The organism is Pseudoflavonifractor sp. MCC625, assembly GCF_018784545.1.
Taxonomy (GTDB): Bacteria; Bacillota; Clostridia; order Oscillospirales; family Oscillospiraceae; genus Pseudoflavonifractor_A; species Pseudoflavonifractor_A gallinarum.
The window spans coordinates 83,900-102,249 of sequence record NZ_WQOJ01000032.1; the positions used below are offsets into that span (position 1 = coordinate 83,900).

Sequence of the window (18,350 nt, forward strand, 5' to 3'; positions counted from 1 at the left end):
CACCTCTCAGTTAATTTTATTCGTGTACTGTGTAATCTGCCCGGAAGAAGCATTCCAGGTTCGCCGCCAGGTTAAGCGTCACCTTGAAGCTGTTCTTGAAGTACAGGGGCCTTGCCGCCCCGGTGGTTAGCGCCTGGGAATTGTTCGTGGGCGTTGCGGTGAGGTAATCGCCCGCGCTCAACATGGAATTGCAGATGTATGAGTGCCCGGTTATGTTACTGAACCTTGCAACCACCTGCCCATCAGCCTCAAAGATAAGTGGGCCGTTTGGGAACCCCATGTTGGTGTTTGAAAAATCGAAACTTCCAGGGCCTGCGATGTCCAGAAGCGTATAATTCCCAGGCGCGGTTTTCGTGATGTTGACTACTTTGCTCACCCGAACCCTACCGCCTGGTTTCAGCCAATTCAAGATGTTGTTATACCTGGCGTTGGCATTGGCCTCGCTCTCCCAGGAGCTGATGGCAGCGTCCAGCAGATCAACCTTTGCCACCCTGGCATCCGGCCACAGGTCATTCAGCCGCTTGGTATAGTTTCCGATGTTGGTAAGTGACGTTGTGACATACCCCAGCAGATACGCAATCACCGCATTGAGCTTGCCAAAGACTGAGCCCGCCGACGTACTCCCGCCCACATCCACGGTCGTGCCGACCTTCCCCTTGGTGTCCGCCGTGGTGGCGTCCACCTTGTCCAGCGTCGGCTTGTCAGCCAGATAAATTCTACTCACTATTCAACCTCCTCAAGATATGCGATCCCGTTTTCGATCCCCCAGCGATACTTTTTCCCGGTGCCGATGTCGGTGATGTCAAGATCAATATTCGCCAGAGCGTCGGAGATCAGCTTCTCGGCCTGCTCCTGAGTCATATAGACCCCGCTCTCAATAGTCAGGTCCACCTTTGCGTCGTTGCCAACATAGACCACAAGGTCCATCTGCCGCTCCACCGGCTGCCCGGAGGTATAGGCGGGCATAAGGTCCGCCTGGTCTCCAGCATTGCCGTAGGAATACAGGCACTCCGGTATCTCTGTGCCATCCGTATATACCGCCTTGGCATACAGAGCCAGCTCACGGAAATACCAATCCTGAGCAATGTCCTGGTTGGAGTACACCCCGCCAAAGATGGCCTTCGCGTCGTTGGTGCGCTCCTTCTTGTTGATGGTCAGATTCTTGATCGGAGTCACGACATCCGTCATTGTGCGGGCCGTCTTGCCGGGCGGCATATAGCCGGAACCCACCACGATCTTTGTCGGTGTAAATGCCGCCCCCATCTGCACATGAGACAGGAGGGACCGGCCCACATCTGTAATTGCATTGTTCTGAAAATTTGCCACTCTGATCCCCTCCTTACAGTTTTGCGCCGATGCTGTATTGCTCTTTGCTGGTCTCCCGGAAGGCAATACCAGCATAAAGCGGCATTTGCCCGGTCAGGGTGATAAAGATTCCGTCCAGCTTGGCAGAGGCCCGCTTGACCTTGTTCAGCAGATTCAGAAACTCAGTCAGCCGCTCATTATTGAGCGACGGGTTGGTGGAGTACACCCGGAAGTGCCCGGGCTGGCCCTCATACTCGAACCACTCTTCCACATACCCATCGCCGAAATAGCTGTTGATGACGTTCTCCACGGCCCACTTGGTCCCCAGGCGCTTATATACCAAGTCACTATCCTTGACCAGCGCCCGCTTGGTGTCCAGGGACGCGCCGGTGTCATACCACAGGATATTGAGCTCCCAGGCCAGGGCGTCCAACTCCGCCTCGGTCAGCTCGTCGATGTGGTCCCAGGTGGACAGGGTTGCGGCGCTCTGCGCCAGATCCGGCACGATCTCATCCATGGCTGCCGCAAGCCCCTTCACCGCCCCGTCCTCTCGCATGAACTGCGGAAGGAGGCGGATAAACTCCAGCGTGGTCAGCTTCATCTCGCTCATACGATCACCTCATGGGAGACCGTCGGGACACCGGAGAGCTTCGCCACCTGGGCCTTGGTGAGCTCCTGGAAGGTCGGGCTTGTGACCTCCAGACGGACGGCCCCCGTGCCGCTGGTGGGTGCCAGAATGAAACGGCGGAGCTGGTCAGGGTTGATGTCCCGCGCCAGCGCCGCCGCCTGCCATGCGATATATTGGTCGATTGCTCCGCCGTCCCCCTCAATTGTCTCGATGGTGGCCGCCTCGTCGTCTTTGGTGCAGTAATACTTGATGTTGATGGTGTATTCCACCTGTTCCGGGGCCATGATCTGCACCTTGTCCGTCATGGGCCGCACGTCGTCGGCCATGGCGGCCCGTACCTTCTCCAGGGTGTCCCCGTCCGGTATCTCCCCGCCGGTCATCAGCGGATAGATATTGACGGTGTTCGGCTCGCCCTCGGGGCAATCTATCGCCACATCTACGATGTCCGGGTCCGCGCTCAATGTGTGATAGCGGTATCCGCTTTCCGGTCCTGCCGTGGACAGGGCTGACGGCGCAAGCCGGATGCGCTCGCGCAACCGGTCGTCGCCTTCCTCAGTGTATGGTTCGCCATCGTCTCCTCTGGTGCTGGTGGTGATATTCTGCGCCCCCGAGATATAGGGGATCAGATCCACCAGCGTCTTGATGGTCCCGGCGGTTAACCCGTTGTACTGGGAGCCGCCGGTGGTACACACGCCCAGCACATCCACATACAGCGCCCCAGTGGTCAGGACGGTGGTTTCCTGTGTTGCAAAATACACACTTCCGTCCGTGGTGATGCGGGTGCCCGCCGGGATGATGATGTTCTCCGCCTGGGCCGACGCCACAGAAAAGCGGAAGGTTGCCGTTGCACTGGCCGGAGCGGCCCGCTCCACGCCGTATCGCTCGCCCAGGGCGTCCAGCACCTCGCCCCTGGCATACTGCAAGGTGCGCTGCTTCATCTTATCGTTGAACTCGCTATATAGGGCCACGAACACGGCCACAAGGGCCTCACTAAAAATGCGGCGCTCGTCGCCCGGATACAGTGCCTCGTTGCACTCGTCCATCAGGGAGCCGATAATCGCCGTGTAAAGCTTGGCGCTGTCTGTCTCCACAAAATTAAAGTCAGCCAATTCGGCTCACCTCCTACTCTTTTTCTGAGATGTCCGCCGTGACAATATACCCGCCGCCGGTGTCTCTCGGGGTCATGGTGATCCCGTTCACTTCGACGCGGGGCTCGTATGTCTCCAGTAGCCACTCGGCATCCTGCTTGATCTCAGGTTCCGCCGCCGTGATGGGCTTATCCATCAGGCGCGGGTCAAGCCCCTTGACCCGCTCATAGGGGACCTCGCTCCGGAAGGTCATAAGCAAATTAGCCGCGCACACATCCCGGGAGCCGTTTCCACTCGCTCTCATCATCACGCCCCCTTGCTCGTCTTTTTCTGCGCCTTGTCCGACTTGGAGGCCGTAGCATTCATGGCCGCCTTTTTTGCCGCAAGCGTGGCCTTATAGTCGGCAGTTGCTTTTTTCGCCGCCGCGCTGCTCCCGCTCTTACTCTTGCTCTTGCTGGAGGAAGAGGAGGAGCTGCTGGTGCTCTTTGTGGTCAGTGCCGATGTCTTGCCCTCGGAATACTCCTCAAGCGTCAGGGCCACCTTGCAGGAGATCCATTGGCCCGTCGATGTGAATTGCACATCAGACACGGAGACATTGGTCAGTGTCATCTTGGGCGGTCCGAAACGCTTTTCCCCGATATACAGTGGATAGGAGTTCCCCAGTTGCGCCTCCCACTGTGCCACCTGGTCACGGGGATCGACGCCAGCAGCGGCCACATAAACAGTCTCAAAGTTGATCGGGCGCAGCTCCCGCCCCCTCGTGTTGGAGGGGGCGGTTCCGCTGGTATCATTCTCACTGTCCGCTTTCAGGGCCAGCGATGTGGAAAAGCCGTTGAATGGGACGATCAAGGACGGGGACACGGTAAAGCCCTTTGGCCCCCATCGGGCAATGAATATCATGTGTTCCCCTCCTTACTGCGGCCCGCTCGTGCTGCCGCCGCCAGACTCCACGCCGCCATGGGTGTGGGTGTTGTAGCTTGGGATGGCTCCGGTCTTGAGGTCGCCCACGGTTGCCATTCCCTTGATGGTCAAATCGCCAGAAAGCTCCCGGTTCCACTCCCCATCCATACGGGCCAGGATTACCCCTGTGTTGTCCGGGAATGTGGCGTACACCACCGGCATTTTTACGGTCAGGCTACCGGCCAGGAAGAAGGGGACCACCATGGGGAACGTGACGCTGGAACCAGAGAAGGCCGGGACCACGGTGGCCGTCTTGCCGTCCGCGCTGACGGTGGACACCATACCCTTGTCAATCATCAATATCCCTCCAGTGGTCGGCGGAAAAAGATCTTGCTTTTCCCCGCCCCGTAGTCGTTGCGGACATGGTCCAGGAATACAGGCCCGTCCCAGGACGGAGCCCGTGCGTTCTCCAGCGTAACCGTAGAGGCCGCCGCATAACCGGGAAGGATGCGGGACCGCACGAATCCGGCGCATCCTCCCTTGTTGGCGGCCCGCAGCAGGTTTTTGGCATACCTGGCGGCATCCTCATTGCTGGAGATGTTCGGGGGCGTCTCGGGACGCAGGACGCGCCCCACGCCGTTGCCGGAATCAAACTTACCGGAATAATTGCCGCCGGTGATGATGCAGTAGCCGTAAAGCTCCGCCCGCCGGTCAGTATACTCATAGTCGCCGTCAATGGTCACAGCCAGCACCTCAGACGGGGCCACAGCCTCCATATAGGGCTCTGAGTACAGGACCAGCCGCTTGTCATACACCAAGAAGGCACAGCCCTCCAGGGTGCAGATGCGATGCAGAAATGCAAAGTCGCTCTGCCCTCCCTGGAGGAGGTAAGAAAACAGCCTATCCTCCACCCCATAAGAGACAAAGGATAGGCCGTTGCGGGCGCCAATCTCCGCCCCGATCTGCAAAAGGTGGACCTGTTGCCATGCCTTGCTCTGCGCCTCATAGCCGGACGCTGGAGCGGACCAGGCTACTAGGTCATAGGTGCCGTTGCGCGGCGTGGCCGATACCAGAAACATAGTTCCGGTGGAAATGGTCCCATAGTCCACACGGAGCTCGTCGCCTACGGCTGGTGACCACTTATCCCACAGGTTATCCACATCATTCACACGCAGGCGGAGCTCGTCAGTCCGGCCTGCGGCGTACATATCATGATAGCACCTGTTGATGGACACGCTCTCGGTGATGTCTACGCCCTTGTAGGTGATCTTTATCATGTTTCACGCCTCCATGGCGGCAAGGTTTCCGGCGGAGTGGCAGCAGCCTCATCCGGGATGTAAAGCTCTACCCCAGCCCCAAAGACCAAGGTGCCGCAATAGTCGGGGTTGGCCTGGATGATTACATGGGCCTGCTTCTCATCGTTGTAATACGCAAGCGCCAGCGCGTCGAAGGTGTCCCCCTCGACGGTGATGTGCAAACTAGGCATATACCGGATCCCCCCTTCCAGCGAGCCATGTTTCCAGCATATCAATGAACTCCGGATATTCTGCCTCGATGGCCTCCATGATGCTCTCCTTGTTGGCCTGCCCGGTGACAGTGATTTGAGGCGCGAATGTCACGCCCCCTAGGTTCACTCCTCCGCCTGAGCTATCTCTGCCAAGGCTGAACGATGTCCCGTCCTCATCCGCGCCAAGCATCCGGCCAGCCTTGGCCCAGTACGCAAGGTTCTGTGCCCGGTATGCAGGATCAAAGCTGATGACGGCCTCGGTGCCAGCCTCGCCCGCGATGGAGGGGCCGTCCGTGAAGCCGCCAGTTGCCAGCATTGGGATGTTGGGGATATCCAGCTTGAATGCCTTCCCGCCGACAACGGGGACCCAATCGGGTATCTCGAATCCCATCCCATTGATCCCGTTAATAACGGAGTTGATGGCCCCGATCACGCCATTGATGGGTGCTTTTGCGATGTTCACCAGAGCGCCGAAGATATTCCCGAAGATGTCGACGATGTTCTGCCACGCCGCCGACCAATTCCCAGCAAACACGTTGCTGATAAAGTCAATGACACCCTGGAATATGGCCTTTACATTTCCAACGACGGCCTGGATGCTGTACCACCAGCCGTCAAGGTAGCCGCTGAATATCGGGAAATACTGCCCGATGAAATCAATGGCCCCCGTTATCCATCCGGCAATGTTGGTCCAGATTTCTCCAACCTTCGCGCCGAACGCAATCACCTTTTCTTTTGCAATGTCCCAGTTGTTATAAAGCCAGATCACGCCTGCCGTCAGTCCAGCGATGGCCGCCACGGCGATGGTAATAGGTGAGGTCAGGAACGCTATGGCCCCATTGAGTGCCCAAGTGGCAATGCTTGCGGCATTTACAACGGTCGTCCCTGTCGCAAGGACCGCCGTCTTGATGGCCTCCGCAGCGGCCACGCCAATGGATATAGCCTTGTAGGCCACAAACGCCGCAGTCAGGCCACCGATAACCGGGATGAGCCAGTCAGCGTTGTCCTTGAGCCATGCGAATCCGTTCTCGGCCAAAGTGATAACATCGTCAGTCAGCTCACCAATCTGCTCGGCAATGGCGGTGAAGTCGGTGCCCTCCGTAACATCAAGTATTCTGTTCAGGATCTTGGTAAATCCCTGTTGTACTGCCGTGGTGACCGGCTCTATCCGCTCGCCCATTTCGGCGAGTGTCTGAGTATATTCGGCGTTGGCCGCGTTGGCGTCCATCAGCGTGCCCGCCGTCTCCTCGTACTTGTCGGCGGCGTCTCCATACAGGACGGTTAGGGTATCGGTAATGAGCGCCTGCCGCTCCGCCTCATCAGAGCACGCGGATAGGGCCACATTGAAGGCGTCCTCTGCCGTAGTCACTTCATCGTTCATAAATCCGGCCAGTATTTCAGCCGCCTCGCTGGACCAGTTCAGGGCGTCAGCAAAGGTGCCGGTGACCTGGCCAACCTTGGCCGTCTCTGCGGAGGCCTCGGCCAGACTCTCCACCGGGAGAGCGTCCTGGTATGTACCCCAAACACCGGTGGTGATCCGCACCCATTCGTCAAGTTCTGCCTGGTTATCGGCCATGCGGGCGATGTTGTTCGCCGCCTCCACGGCCCGGTCATCCTCACCGAACACAGAATAGAGATCTTCCCATGTCTCGGTCGCCGTCTCGGCGGAAAACCCGGCGCTATCAAAGGCGGTCTCCAGGGTGCCCATATCCTGACGGAACTCCCGGGTGCTCTCTGCAAGTCCATAGATGCTCGTTGCGGCGTCCTTGGCCGCCCCGACAATGGCCTGTATTCCGCTGGACACCAGGTCTGCGGCGGCACCCTTAGCGATGGTGAAGCCGCCCTCCAGGTTACGTGAGGCCCTTTCCAGCTCCGCAAGCTTCCCCTGGGCCTCGTTCGCTATACCCTCCAGCATTTCAAGCCGGTCAGACATGCTCTCAATGGCTGCACGGACGGATGGATCGATGTCTCCGCCTATGCTGATTGTAGTGCGAAACTCTTTCCCTTTGCCTATGGCTGCTCACCTCCTACCTATGCCGCCTTCCTCGGCGTGGCGGCTGTTTGGCTTTCATTCTGGCCTGCCGCTCCTTCTCTTCCTCCACCGCTTCCCCGAACTCCTGGAGGAAGTCGGTCAGTCTCATTTGTCCGGCGTCTCGGATGCTGGTGTGGAAGGTTCGGCTGTATTCTCGGAGAGCTCTTCGGAGGGTTTTTGCCCGGAGGGTGCCTCCGACCTCCGATAAGTAAAAAGCATTCCGATGTCGGTCAGTTTGAGCACGTCAAAGCCCTTGATACGCTCCAGATCAGAAATATCAATGCCGGGGTTCAACGCGATAACGGCAAACATGCCAAGGTACAGGTGCAGCGCGTAGTCGTTCTCTCTCATCTTGAAAGAAAAGGACTTGCTCTTGTTGATGGCGGAACTACGGGCGCACGCCTCGGAAAACTGTGCCGCAGTGATCTCCATAGGGTCATAGGTCAGCTCATAGACCTCTTTCCCGTCAATCAGGACGGGCTCGTCCAGTGTCAGTGTCTTTTTGCTCATTGTGTCCTCCTTATGAAAAGACCCCGCCGGTTACTGCCCGGCGGGGCCTTGTATGTTACAGGAATTGGTTGATTGCTGCGTTCAGGTCCTTCCCGCCAACGCGGTTTACGCCTGCCCAGCGGTCGATATAGAACAGCTCCTTGCCATCCCGGAAGACTGCATACTTGGAAAGACCGACGTTGTTCTGCGCCTCGGTGGACTCCCCCACAACAACACCAAGCTCGGGAATATTGGCGGACTCGCCGCGCAGGAACGCCTTGAGGCCGATGGTACGCGTTCCGCCGTTCGGCGTAGTGATGTCCTGCGCCCATCTGCACTCGATGTTGTTTTCCCCTGCGCCATTGACGTTTTCGCACCACAGGCCGGGGTCGATCTTACCGAACCCTGCCTCCATGTGCTCAATGAGCTGAGGGATCGGCTTGGAATAGGTGCCCATGACGGCAAGGTCGATGGTGGCATACTCGACGGCGGGGAGCGTAATTTCAACATCCCTGCCAACAAGGACACCGTTCAGGTAGACAGTATCTGCAATGACTGCACCGCCGATATAGGTCGTATTCGCCATTTACTCCACCTCCCCGAAATAAGAATCAAAGCCCGCCGTGGTGTAGGCCACGCGCATGGTGCCGCTCTTGAAGGGCGGTGTCGGGGTTCCCTTTGTGGACCAGGTGAAGTTGCCCTCCACCATGTCATCGGTGCTGTTGTCGTCCTCGCTGAAATCAACCACAGGCGTACCGATGAGGGCACCAAGCGCGGCCAGCGCATCAGCCTTCTCCTGCTCCCGGTTCTTGATGGTGTCAGCCATGGCCCGGGTCATGGGCTGGTCAATGGTCAGGGCGTGCTCCGCCTGGAAGCTGTTCGTAATGTGCATCATCATCCGGATGGAGTTGTCGAAGATGGCACGGTTGTCCGTCACATCCCCGTGCTTATAGGCCGCCGTGTGTGGGCCCCACAGCACCCACAGGCCGCCCCAGTACACCAGCGTAGTAATGCCGTTTTCGTTGAGCTCGTTGCCACGCTGCTGGTCAAAGCCCCGGTTGGTGGAGTCAGGCCCGAAATACTGCCGCGCCACAGGGATGGGCTTGTTGGAACAGCTCTCCATGGGGATGCCGTCGTTCGCCTCATCCACCATCATCTGCCGCCAGATGCCCAGCACAGCAGCATGATAAATGCGCCCCGCAGTATCCATGGCCTGGGGCCAGAATACTTTGGAGCGCTCGTTGGTATAGGCGTTGTCGCTGGCCCACTTGATGGCCTTGCCGATGGTGTCCACAGCCTGGCCGCCGACTCTCGCATCCTCCACCTGCGCCTCGCCCACCTTTGCGGCGGCGGACTCAAGCGGGATGTCCGCAAATACAGCGGCGTCCCAGTGGCCGTTGATCTTGGTGCCCGCATTGACCATGGCCGCATAAACCTTGGGATTGGAGCTCCAGCCAGGGCAGGAAATCAGGTTCGGGATCAGGCCCAGCTCGGGATAGACCAGGCCGACACAGCCCAGGCCGGTATAGACGCCCTCGGTGCTTTCCCCGCCGATGATGTCAGCCTCGGTGATGGTGGATGTGTCGATCTCGCTGAATGTGGCCTGCACATCGCCGGTGATGGGCGTGTCGCCCACGCTGTTGATGATGACAAGGCCGTTGTCAAAGTCGTAGTTGATAGAGAAGTCCACGCCCTCCGTCTTATCCGCCAGGACCAGCGTGTCCAGGATGATGGTGTCGCTCTTGATCGTGGCCTGTCCGTTGGCAAAGGTCAGGCTCTGTGTGGTCTCGGGGGACTTCTTGTGCTTTGCGGGGTTCAGCACGTTAATTGCAACGATGGGACCGATGTTGCCAGCCGCGTTGTCGAAATGGAGCTGGAACGCCTCGCACAGGTCGAATGTGGACCAGTTTCCAGAATAGCCGAAATAGCGCTTGACTGCGTTGAAATTGGACAGCTTGACCGGGCTGTTGACGTACTGCTCATAGCCGCGCACCAGATTTACAGGAGCGAGGCCGGTGTATACGGCTACCGTCCCGGCCTGAGTTGCGGCGTCGCCAATACTGGCCGCGAACTCGCCATAGGTGCCGTGCTTGTAATCTGCCACTGTGTTCCCTCCTTACAGGAACTTTTGTAGATCTTGAATGTTCCGCCGCAGCGGATAGTTTACGGTGAAGGACACCCATGCGAACCACATTGGGTAAAAGTCCGGTATGGCCTCCTGTTCCGTCAGCGGGCCAAACTTGACCGGCTTTGCCAAGTCTATGGTATAGCCCCCGATGCTTGTCGTGCTTTCCACCGCCCGCAGGGCTATGTCAACGAAGTTCCAGGCGTCCCGCCAGCCGTCGCCATTTCGCCAAAATGCGCCCGCCTTACCCCTACGATAAGTCCCGTCGCCGTTTGGAAGAAGTTCATCCTCCCCATGGGTTCCGGGGTCCCATGCCGAAAAGCAGAACTGCACCTCGACGGTCCCGCTTCCATCAGCCGGTATGTCCTGGCCGGTGACGAACCGCACACAGAGCGACGGGAATGGCGCGTGGATATTAGGCGGCAATTTGTCGGACGTGGGGACGTACATGGCAAAGGCCGCAGGGGTCGCCAGATTGTAGGCATACCCGGCATCATCCGGGGCCGTGTTCTCCGGCGGTACTTTCAGCTTGATTTGCTCACAGATGTTTTGCCGCGCCCACTCTGTCAGGGTGTCGATCATATGGACCACAGACATGGTCCCGGCCTCCTTTACGCGATGATGTTCTCCCGGAGCACGACGGTTGCCATGCCCATATCAACCTGCCAGTCGTCCACGATGCACTCGCGTCCGTTGACATTCAGGTTTTGACCTGGGGCCCGGCGGGGCGGAAGATCCTCCGCACGGGCATAAAAAAGGGTGGAGCTTTCCGCCACCGCCAGATCCTGCCCACCCTGCCGGGCTTTCAGCTCGTCATTGTCCATGACAATGGGGATGTCCTTGCCCTCGATGCGGTAGGTCTCCCCGAAAAAGTCAACATCCAAAAATACGCTGAGGCGGTCAGCCTCCACCATATCTTTGAATCCCATTACAGCACCGCCTCGGTGGCGTCAAAGGACGGAGCATCCTCACCATCAGCCTCGCCATTCACGACCTCGTCATAGTCCACCATGTTTCCCTCGATCTCGGCGTCCAGGGCATCCACCATTTCCTTCTTGGTCATGCCGACTTTGAAGGTCAGTCCGCACAGCTTCCCAATGTCCCGCAACTCCTTGACGGTCATGTCCTCGCTGTACTCAGGGATTCCAACCACACCTTCCGGGAGCTCATTGGGCTCAGGCGGTTGCTCGTCAAACCCGATGGGGGCCGCTCCTGTCTCAGCGTTGTCCACATACCGGGCCACGCCCTGGGAAACCAGACGGGCCTCCTGCTCGGGCGTCAGCTCGAAGGGATCAGAATGTTTATCTCGCGCCACGACGCGGCTCTTGCCGTTCTGGTCAGTAACATAGTGGCCGTAAACGCCACGGATAATCTTAATCATGGTTTCCTCCTTTAGGCCGAAGCCAGAATGCCCGCCGCCCGCAGGCTTGCGAGGAGCGCGTTATACTCCTCCTGCGTAGGCGCTGCGGCTGCATCATTCACAGCTGCGGCCTGCTTCACGCCGCCGAGGGCCGAAGTCGTGGCCGCCGGAAGCGTATAGCTAGGACCAGCAGGGCCCTGGGGGCCTTCCGGTCCCTGCGGGCCGACCTGCTCATTCTTCACACCCTGTTCCAGCTTGTTCATTTTATCGGCGGTAATCACGTCGCCGTCTTTCCACACAGTAGGTTCGTATGCCATTATTACAGCCTCACTTTCTTCCTAAGATTGCTGTTCCGATCTGCCCTCTGCCGATCACAGCCGCCTCAGCAGAGGGGGTTATTCCCCCAGGACAGTGGCAGAAATGAAGGGGTTCTTGGTGCGGGGGATGAACAGCGGGCGGGCGGATACAGTCAGCTCGCGGGCGTTCTTATCCGCCCAGTAGCGAGGCACCCGGCGGCCCATGTAGCTGCGCCACTGGCCGTCGCTCTGCTCGATCTGAGACACAGCGCCATACAGACCACGGCCAGCATTGGGCGCGGTCACACAGATCTGCTTCTCAGGGACATAGGGCTTGACCTTGCCGTCCTCCTCGTCCACATAGGTCCCGTCATAGGTCAGCAGGTCGATCATGCGGCCACGCACATTCAGGCGGCCCAGGCGGGCGGCACCGTTGGGTAGGGCCACAGGGTCAATCTGGCCGATACGATAGTTGTTGAGATCCAGCAGCTCCTTGATCTTTGCGTCGTCCAGCAGGGACTCGGCGGCGTCCGCACCCAGCAGCACCTCCGTCGCGTTGTTGCCGACGGTGGTCAGCATACGGATCATCTGATACAGGTCAGCCAGCTTGTCGGAAGTGCTCTCATTCCATTTCACGCCGGGAACATAGACCGCAGGGTTGGAGCCCTCGTCGTAGAACTTCATTTCATACTCCAGATACTCGCCCTCGCCGTACTTATCGGCATACTGCCGCAGCACATATCCGTTCTCAAACATGCACTTTGCCGCGATATACTCCTCTCGGTTAGTGTGCATCTCGTCGAAGTCCTGGAGGTCCTGGAGCAGGATGTCGGCCTGACGCTCGGCTGGGGTGCGGTCGCTGAACAGGTCCTCACCGAATCCCTTCTTGTTCAGGTCGTCGATGGTCAGCGGACGGCTGGGAGCCACCAGGGGCGGGGTCATGCGGCTGGTGGTGTAGCCCTCACGCTCCACGGAAATGGAGCCCTTGCGTGGAAGCACAACAGGGGCCAGCTTGTTACCGCTTGCGTCCTTGTACTCCACCAGCACCTCCTCAGTGGGGAACATGTCACCGGAACCGGTAGGGAAATAGCGGTCACGCAGGAAAGACGTGACGGGAGTCATCTGACGGACAGCCGCCAGCATGGTTTTAGTCTTGTAGATGTCGATAGCCATATTATTACTCCTCCTTCTCGCCCATGGCGTTCTCGATGTAGATACCACCGTCGCGCAGAGCCTTGATGTCTGCGGCGGTCATCTTGTAGGCTGCCTTGGTCACCAACGCATTCGCGTTAAACTGGCCGGATACATAGACCTCGGCCACGGCCTCGCTGGTAGCGTCCACGTCATCGCACAGGATGCCGTAAGGCACTTCACTTGCGCCAGCGCTCTCGGTCGCCAGCTGCTTGAGCTTGCCGTCAGCGCCGGAGGCCAGCACAGTACCGCGCACCAGCTTCCCCTCGGCGGCGGCGATGGTCGCGGAAGCGGTCAACACGGGAATGGTATTGCCCGCGATCAGGTTGTCAGGCACACATGCGCCCAGGTTCTCATAGTAAGCTGCCATATTACTTGCCCTCCTTCTTATTATGGATTCGGCCCATCAGCAGGGCCTCGGCCTTCTCGTCATCAGTCAGCGCCTTGGGCTCAGCACCAGAGGCGGGAGTGGCCTCCACGCCAGCCGCACCGCTGTTCTTGGCATCCTCGGCCAGCTTGCCCAGCATATTGGCCCCGATGGCCGCCTGCGCCTTCATGGCCGCGAAAGCCAGCTGCTCTGCGTTCATGGGCTTGTCGCCATACTTGGCGTTCTTGACCATATCGGTGTCACCGATGGCGGCCTCGATGTCCTCAATGCCCTGGATGCGGGCCCGCTCGCTCGCCACACCCTTTGCCTGGGCGGCGTTCTCAGCCTGCGCCAGCAGGTCAGGATAGGCGGCGCGGAGCTCTTCAAGGTTCTTGATTTCCATGTCTTTACCTCCGTTTTTGTGTGTTTTATCGAGAACCGGGGAGCCCGGCTTCTCACGGTTGTTGCGCGGCTTACTGCCGCTCTGCTCGTTGGACCACTTGGCCCATTCGTCGGCACTCATCACTGGCACATTGTCGGGCACTTTGCCCATGCAACGGGCGGCCACAGGGTAGCCGTTGACCATGACCACGGACTTGTCCGGGGCCAGCTTCATTTCCACCTGTTCGTCCTCGTCGGTGATGGTCTCGGTGGCAAAGCCCTCGTCCACGGCCTCCTGCCCGGTCATCCAGGTTTCAGCCTCCACCAGGGCGTTGATCTCCGCCTTATCCCGGCCTGTCCGCTCGGCGTAGATGTTTACCCCTGCCTTGTTGTGGGCCTCCATCTGCTTGGCCGCGTCCCGCAGGTCCTGTACCTGGTAGTATCCATAAAGGAACCCGGCGGCCCCGTGGATCATCAGGTTACTGCCCGCGTGCATCTTGCGGTCGTCACCGGCCATGAAAATGAGAGAGCCAGCGGACGCCGCCAGACCGTCATTGATGGTCGTAACGTGCGCCGCCAGCCCTTTCAGCCGGTTATAGATCGCGATGCCTGCATACATATCCCCGCCCACGCTGTTGATGTGGACAGTGACCTCGTCCTTCCCCTCTAGCTCGGCCAGATCTTTGAGAAATTCATCCTGGGCAATGAAATTCCCGGGAATGGGCTCCCCGGTCCACCAGTCCACCGGATGGTTGGCGACGACCTCACCGTACATGTCGATGCGGGCCGAGTTGTTGCCCTCGTCGATGACAATGTTGTAGGGCTTCAAAAGCCCGCGATTGCTAGGTTTCGGCATTGGTTTCCTCCTCTTCTCCTCCCTCCCCGGTATCCTCCGGGGGCTCTTCCGCTGCCTGCGGGGACTGGCCTGCTCCGTTTGCCTTGCGCAGCAGCTCGTTCTCCACCGCGAGCTTGTCCGCATTGGCCGCGTACTCGCTGCCATTGAGCCGGATGGCCTCCGCCTCGCGGGTGGAAAGGCCGTTGCCGATGGCCGTAACAGCCGCCGCAACTTCCTTCGTCGGATCAAGCTGCCCCTGGCTCGGGCCGATCCACTCGCTTTGCAAGTACGCCTGCCGGATGATTGGGTCTGTCAGGAACCCAGGGGCGGAAATGCGCCCACGGGCCACGGCCTCCGTCAGCCACACCTCATATACCGGGCGGCAAAAGTCGTCCGTCAGCCATTCCCGGCGCATACGGAACCCCTTCCACGCCTCCAGCAGCGCCGCACGGGAGGCGGAATAGCTGGAGTTGAAGGACATCAGCAGCAGGTCCGCCGGGATTTCCAGCGCAGCTCCAACCTGCTCGCACATGGCTCGCATGAACACGTCAAATCCGCCGTTCGGGTGGGTTGCGGCGGCCATTTTGACATCCTCACCGGGCTCCAAGATGTTGATAGTCCCGGCCCCGATCTCGTATTCATTGGGGTCCCGGCTCACCTCTTCCACGCCGTCGCCGCCTACCTCGTTGAATGGCATCTGAGACGCCCCGGCCTCGGTGGTGATGAAGGCAGTAAAGAATGCCTGCACCACGGCGGCCATGATCTCCGCATCGGTATAGCGTCGCATTTGCAGCAGCGGCTCAATGGCCTGGGCCAGATACGGGACGCCCCGGTATTGCTCCGGTCGCTCCGTGTCCATGATATGCAGGACATTGGGCAGGCCGGTGGCCTTTCCATATGCATCCACGCGGGTGTACTTGGTCATCTCGCCATCCCACTGATTTGGGTAGGTATTGGCGATGTGATAGGCCACGATGGCCCCGCTCGGGTCAACCTCCACGCCGTCATAGATGGTGTTCCCGTTTTCAAGCTTGGCCGTTGTGATGTTGGTCAGCAGTGGATTGCTCCGCGCCGTTCCGCCGCCCGTCACCTCCGGCGTCCTCACCCGGTCCGCCTCGATCAGATGCAGCCGCAGTGAGTACGGGGCCAGCGGCGTCACCGTTGCCCGCTTCACCAGTGCGAACACGTCGCCGCTCATGGGCCATGAAAGCGCCACAAGCTGCTGCATCCCGTAGAAGTTGTTGACGCCGGTAGCATCGCAGGCCCGCTTATTGTTGGCCCACAGGGCAAACTCCCGCTGAACGGTTCTCTGCCAGGCCGCCGCCTGTTCCTGAGTCATCCCCAGCAGCTCCCGGTCGATGGTCGATTTCAGCCGCAGGCCTGGACCGACGATGTTCGTCCGCTGCCGTTTCAGGGCCGCCGTAGCAATGGGGGCTGTCTGGTACAGGATGCGGGATCGCTGCCGCAGGGTGTAGTTGTTAGCGTTGATGTCCTCCGATGCGCTCCCGCTCTCCACCGTGAAGCCTTTCAGCGCCTTCTTGGTGTGACTGGCCCCGCCGTGGGAATATCCCTTGTTCTGCACCCTGTCAATGGGCGCTCCTCGCGGCCTTGCCGGTCGTTTCTGTTCCACTTGTATCTCCTCCTTTCCTTCTTACCAGTCCCAGGGTATAGCCCCAACCGCCTTGCGGCGCTTGCCGCCGCGCAACTCCTCTTCCAGGCCGTCTATCTCTTTCTCCAGCTTTGCAATGGTGTCCTCAAGCTGAGGAAGGTCGAGCCTTGTCAAGTTCCGAGAGCCGATAGCGCAGCTCTTGACCTGCCCGCCCAACAGGGCCAGATAGGCCGCCTGTGCCTGCTCCAGCGCCTTCCGTCGGAACTCCAGGCGGGCCTTGATAACTGTCTTACTTGCCATGTTCACTCCTCCTGGGCATGAAAAAAGCGCCGGTCTCCCGACGCTGCCCGCATTATCCTGTTTACCAATCGTCCGCCGCGCTCTGCCGCTTCACAGCTCCGCGCCTGCGTGTCCGCTGCGGCTGCACAGCCTTCTGCTCTGGAGCTCCCTTCAAGCGACGCTCCACGGCATCCATGTCAGGATCAAGCACACGCAGGGCAGCCATGGCGTAGTTCCGGCAGTCAAGCGGCTCATTCCGTTCGTGCCCCTTGAGCACCTTCCAGACCGTCCGCTTGCGGCCCCGCTCCAGCGTCTCCTCCTGCACCTCTGACATAAGTCCGGTAAAGTATCGGTAATCATACCCGGCCTCCGGGGCCCGGTTGAAGTGGCAATACTTCGGGCCGGGCTCCAGCACCAGCAGTGAGCCCTTGAGGATGTCCGTCTTTCCGGCATCCACGCCGATGGTATAAAGCCACGTTTCCCCAAGCGCCCGCCCATTGACCACGATCTTGACCTTTGACGGCGGGCGGGTGTACGGCTCGCCCTCTCCTCCCTTTCCCTTGATGGCGAATACACGCTTGCCCAGCCTTGCCCGGCACTGCTTATAGACGCTCTGCGTCTTATGGCCGCCGGAGTCAACAAAGGTCAGAGATATGGTCAGCCCGCGCCCACTCTCGAATTTGTAAACATGGTCTATCACATCGTCCAACCGGAGCCATACTTCATCGTCGTTCGGGTCGCCCATGATGACGCCCTTCTTGATTCCCCAGCTCTCGCCGTAGTGCCCCCAGCCGACCACCTCATACTCCAGGCGGTCATCCTGAGTATCGACGCCGCACGTGAGCACAAGCACGCCCTCCGGCAACTCTACCGGGGAGCCGTCGACCCTGGTCCCGTAGTCCTCCCGGCGGGCAAGCATATCATCCTCACTCGCAAGTCCCCCGCGATCCTCCCACAGCTTACCCAGCTTTGTGTTATAGACCACCTGGAGCTTGCGCGGATCTTTCCGGGCGTCCAGGAACTCATAGACGATCTTCTCCCACGGCTGCCAGGGGGACGCGAAACCGTTGAGCCAGAAGGAGCGATGCCCCTTGTGGATGGCCTCCGGGTTGTCAGCGACCCACTCTGCAGGTTGCCGCCTTATTTCCTCCTCGGTGGAGATACAGGCGCAGGACGGGCAGCACCACCATACACCAGTCACCTTGTAGTCCGTTTTTCGGCCAGCCTTAAAGGTATCGAACTCAAACTTGATGTCGTCAAATTCGATCTCGTGCCATGCCCCACAGTGTGGGCACTGGTGCTTCCACCTCTCCTGTGTGCCGTCGTCGAATGCGTCCGCGATTGGACTCGCCCCCTTGACGGTACAGGTTGACACGTCCACAAGCTTGGCGTTGTAGTAGGTGATGGTACGGGCGTCGGCCAGCTTCCATGGGTCGCCCTCCGTGCCAGCAGACAGCGCCCAGCGGTCCCGCTCGTCGCCAAAGATGTAGCGAACTGGCGTGGATGCCAGGGCCGCCGGGGAGTTGGAGCCGATGATGGACAGGGCCCCTCCCGGGAATGATTTCTCCTGTACGGTATTGGCGCTGTCCCGGCCTTTGGCATCTGCCACCTTCCTCCTGAGCGTCGGGCAGTCCCGCACCATGGGGGCGATACGCCGCCGGGAGAACTTCTTCGCGTCGTCGATGTTCGGCTGGATATACAGCATGGAACCGGGGTCCTGGTCGATGGCGTAGCCGATGCAGTTCAGGATGAATTCCGACTTGCCCACCTGAGAGGAGGCCACCATGGTCAGGTGTCGCACCCTTGGGTTCGAGAAGGCGTCCATAGGCTCAACCAGGTACGGTGTCCGGGTGTTGCGCCACGGCCCGGCCTCTGCGCTGCTCTCGCGTGATAGCACTCGGTAACGCTCCGCCCATTGGCTGACGGTCAGGTCTGCGGGCGGAGTATAGCTTGCAAAG

Annotated in this window: 23 protein-coding genes; all 23 read right to left on the reverse strand. The window is 59.5% G+C overall.

The window, feature by feature from the left end:
- Positions 1-16 precede the first annotated feature (16 nt).
- The 23 genes from GPK94_RS11030 to GPK94_RS11140 all read right to left on the reverse strand — a co-directional run bounded on the left by GPK94_RS11030 (position 17) and on the right by GPK94_RS11140 (position 18,289).
- Positions 17-724, reverse strand: coding sequence for a hypothetical protein (locus GPK94_RS11030; protein ID WP_215655795.1), 708 nt, complete (start codon positions 722-724; stop codon positions 17-19).
- Positions 724-1,326 carry a hypothetical protein gene (locus tag GPK94_RS11035; RefSeq protein WP_215655796.1) on the reverse strand — a complete coding sequence of 201 codons (603 nt, stop codon included), beginning with the start codon at positions 1,324-1,326 and terminating at the stop codon, positions 724-726. Before GPK94_RS11035 ends, GPK94_RS11030 begins: the two co-directional genes overlap by 1 nt.
- 13 nt (positions 1,327-1,339) lie before the next feature.
- The gene (locus GPK94_RS11040; protein ID WP_215655797.1) at positions 1,340-1,915 is read right to left on the reverse strand and encodes a phage tail protein I; all 576 of its coding nucleotides are present in this window, start codon (positions 1,913-1,915) and stop codon (positions 1,340-1,342) included.
- Complete coding sequence (locus tag GPK94_RS11045) at positions 1,912-3,042, reverse strand: baseplate J/gp47 family protein (RefSeq protein WP_252192600.1); 1,131 nt, start codon at positions 3,040-3,042, stop codon at positions 1,912-1,914. Before GPK94_RS11045 ends, GPK94_RS11040 begins: the two co-directional genes overlap by 4 nt.
- Positions 3,043-3,055: 13 nt before the next feature.
- The gene (locus GPK94_RS11050; RefSeq protein ID WP_215655798.1) at positions 3,056-3,325 is read right to left on the reverse strand and encodes an early E1A protein; all 270 of its coding nucleotides are present in this window, start codon (positions 3,323-3,325) and stop codon (positions 3,056-3,058) included.
- A 2-nt stretch (positions 3,326-3,327) separates the two neighbouring features.
- Positions 3,328-3,921, reverse strand: a complete 594-nt coding sequence (locus GPK94_RS11055) for a hypothetical protein (protein ID WP_215655799.1) — start codon at positions 3,919-3,921, stop codon at positions 3,328-3,330.
- A 12-nt stretch (positions 3,922-3,933) separates the two neighbouring features.
- Positions 3,934-4,278 (reverse strand): pre-mRNA-splicing factor, encoded by a 345-nt coding sequence (locus GPK94_RS11060; protein WP_215655800.1) that lies wholly within the window; start codon positions 4,276-4,278, stop codon positions 3,934-3,936.
- Positions 4,278-5,198, reverse strand: a complete 921-nt coding sequence (locus GPK94_RS11065) for a hypothetical protein (protein ID WP_215655801.1) — start codon at positions 5,196-5,198, stop codon at positions 4,278-4,280. Before GPK94_RS11065 ends, GPK94_RS11060 begins: the two co-directional genes overlap by 1 nt.
- On the reverse strand, positions 5,195-5,407 hold the full coding sequence (locus GPK94_RS11070; RefSeq protein WP_215655802.1) for a tail protein X: 213 nt from the start codon (positions 5,405-5,407) through the stop codon (positions 5,195-5,197). The genes GPK94_RS11065 and GPK94_RS11070 overlap by 4 nt, the downstream gene beginning before the upstream one ends.
- Positions 5,400-7,361 carry a hypothetical protein gene (locus GPK94_RS11075; RefSeq protein WP_215655803.1) on the reverse strand — a complete coding sequence of 654 codons (1,962 nt, stop codon included), beginning with the start codon at positions 7,359-7,361 and terminating at the stop codon, positions 5,400-5,402. The genes GPK94_RS11070 and GPK94_RS11075 overlap by 8 nt, the downstream gene beginning before the upstream one ends.
- A gap of 204 nt (positions 7,362-7,565) precedes the next feature.
- Positions 7,566-7,970, reverse strand: coding sequence for an early nodulin 20 (N-20) (locus tag GPK94_RS11080; protein WP_215655804.1), 405 nt, complete (start codon positions 7,968-7,970; stop codon positions 7,566-7,568).
- A gap of 55 nt (positions 7,971-8,025) precedes the next feature.
- Positions 8,026-8,535 (reverse strand): phage major tail tube protein, encoded by a 510-nt coding sequence (locus GPK94_RS11085; protein ID WP_215655805.1) that lies wholly within the window; start codon positions 8,533-8,535, stop codon positions 8,026-8,028.
- The gene (locus tag GPK94_RS11090; protein ID WP_215655806.1) at positions 8,536-10,053 is read right to left on the reverse strand and encodes a phage tail sheath family protein; all 1,518 of its coding nucleotides are present in this window, start codon (positions 10,051-10,053) and stop codon (positions 8,536-8,538) included. It abuts the gene before it with no gap.
- A 12-nt stretch (positions 10,054-10,065) separates the two neighbouring features.
- Positions 10,066-10,671 carry a hypothetical protein gene (locus GPK94_RS11095; RefSeq protein WP_215655807.1) on the reverse strand — a complete coding sequence of 202 codons (606 nt, stop codon included), beginning with the start codon at positions 10,669-10,671 and terminating at the stop codon, positions 10,066-10,068.
- A 14-nt stretch (positions 10,672-10,685) separates the two neighbouring features.
- The gene (locus GPK94_RS11100) at positions 10,686-11,003 is read right to left on the reverse strand and encodes a sugar ABC transporter ATP-binding protein (protein ID WP_215655808.1); all 318 of its coding nucleotides are present in this window, start codon (positions 11,001-11,003) and stop codon (positions 10,686-10,688) included.
- The gene (locus GPK94_RS11105; protein ID WP_215655809.1) at positions 11,003-11,455 is read right to left on the reverse strand and encodes a hypothetical protein; all 453 of its coding nucleotides are present in this window, start codon (positions 11,453-11,455) and stop codon (positions 11,003-11,005) included. Before GPK94_RS11105 ends, GPK94_RS11100 begins: the two co-directional genes overlap by 1 nt.
- An 11-nt stretch (positions 11,456-11,466) precedes the next feature.
- The gene (locus GPK94_RS11110; RefSeq protein WP_215655810.1) at positions 11,467-11,751 is read right to left on the reverse strand and encodes a head fiber protein; all 285 of its coding nucleotides are present in this window, start codon (positions 11,749-11,751) and stop codon (positions 11,467-11,469) included.
- 78 nt (positions 11,752-11,829) lie between these two features.
- On the reverse strand, positions 11,830-12,903 hold the full coding sequence (locus GPK94_RS11115) for a major capsid protein (RefSeq protein WP_215655811.1): 1,074 nt from the start codon (positions 12,901-12,903) through the stop codon (positions 11,830-11,832).
- Positions 12,904-12,907: 4 nt separating this feature from the next.
- A complete protein-coding gene (locus GPK94_RS11120; protein WP_215655812.1) occupies positions 12,908-13,291 on the reverse strand; it encodes a head decoration protein in 384 nt (127 codons plus the stop codon).
- Between the two features lies 1 nt (position 13,292).
- A complete protein-coding gene (locus tag GPK94_RS11125) occupies positions 13,293-14,525 on the reverse strand; it encodes a head maturation protease, ClpP-related (RefSeq protein ID WP_215655813.1) in 1,233 nt (410 codons plus the stop codon).
- Positions 14,512-16,134 carry a phage portal protein gene (locus GPK94_RS11130; protein WP_346728024.1) on the reverse strand — a complete coding sequence of 541 codons (1,623 nt, stop codon included), beginning with the start codon at positions 16,132-16,134 and terminating at the stop codon, positions 14,512-14,514. Before GPK94_RS11130 ends, GPK94_RS11125 begins: the two co-directional genes overlap by 14 nt.
- Before the next feature lie 21 nt (positions 16,135-16,155).
- Positions 16,156-16,413, reverse strand: coding sequence for a hypothetical protein (locus GPK94_RS11135; RefSeq protein WP_215655814.1), 258 nt, complete (start codon positions 16,411-16,413; stop codon positions 16,156-16,158).
- Positions 16,414-16,474: 61 nt separating this feature from the next.
- Entirely contained in the window at positions 16,475-18,289 is a 1,815-nt protein-coding gene (locus GPK94_RS11140; protein ID WP_346728025.1) for a phage terminase large subunit family protein, read from the reverse strand.
- Between the last annotated feature and the right edge of the window lie 61 nt (positions 18,290-18,350).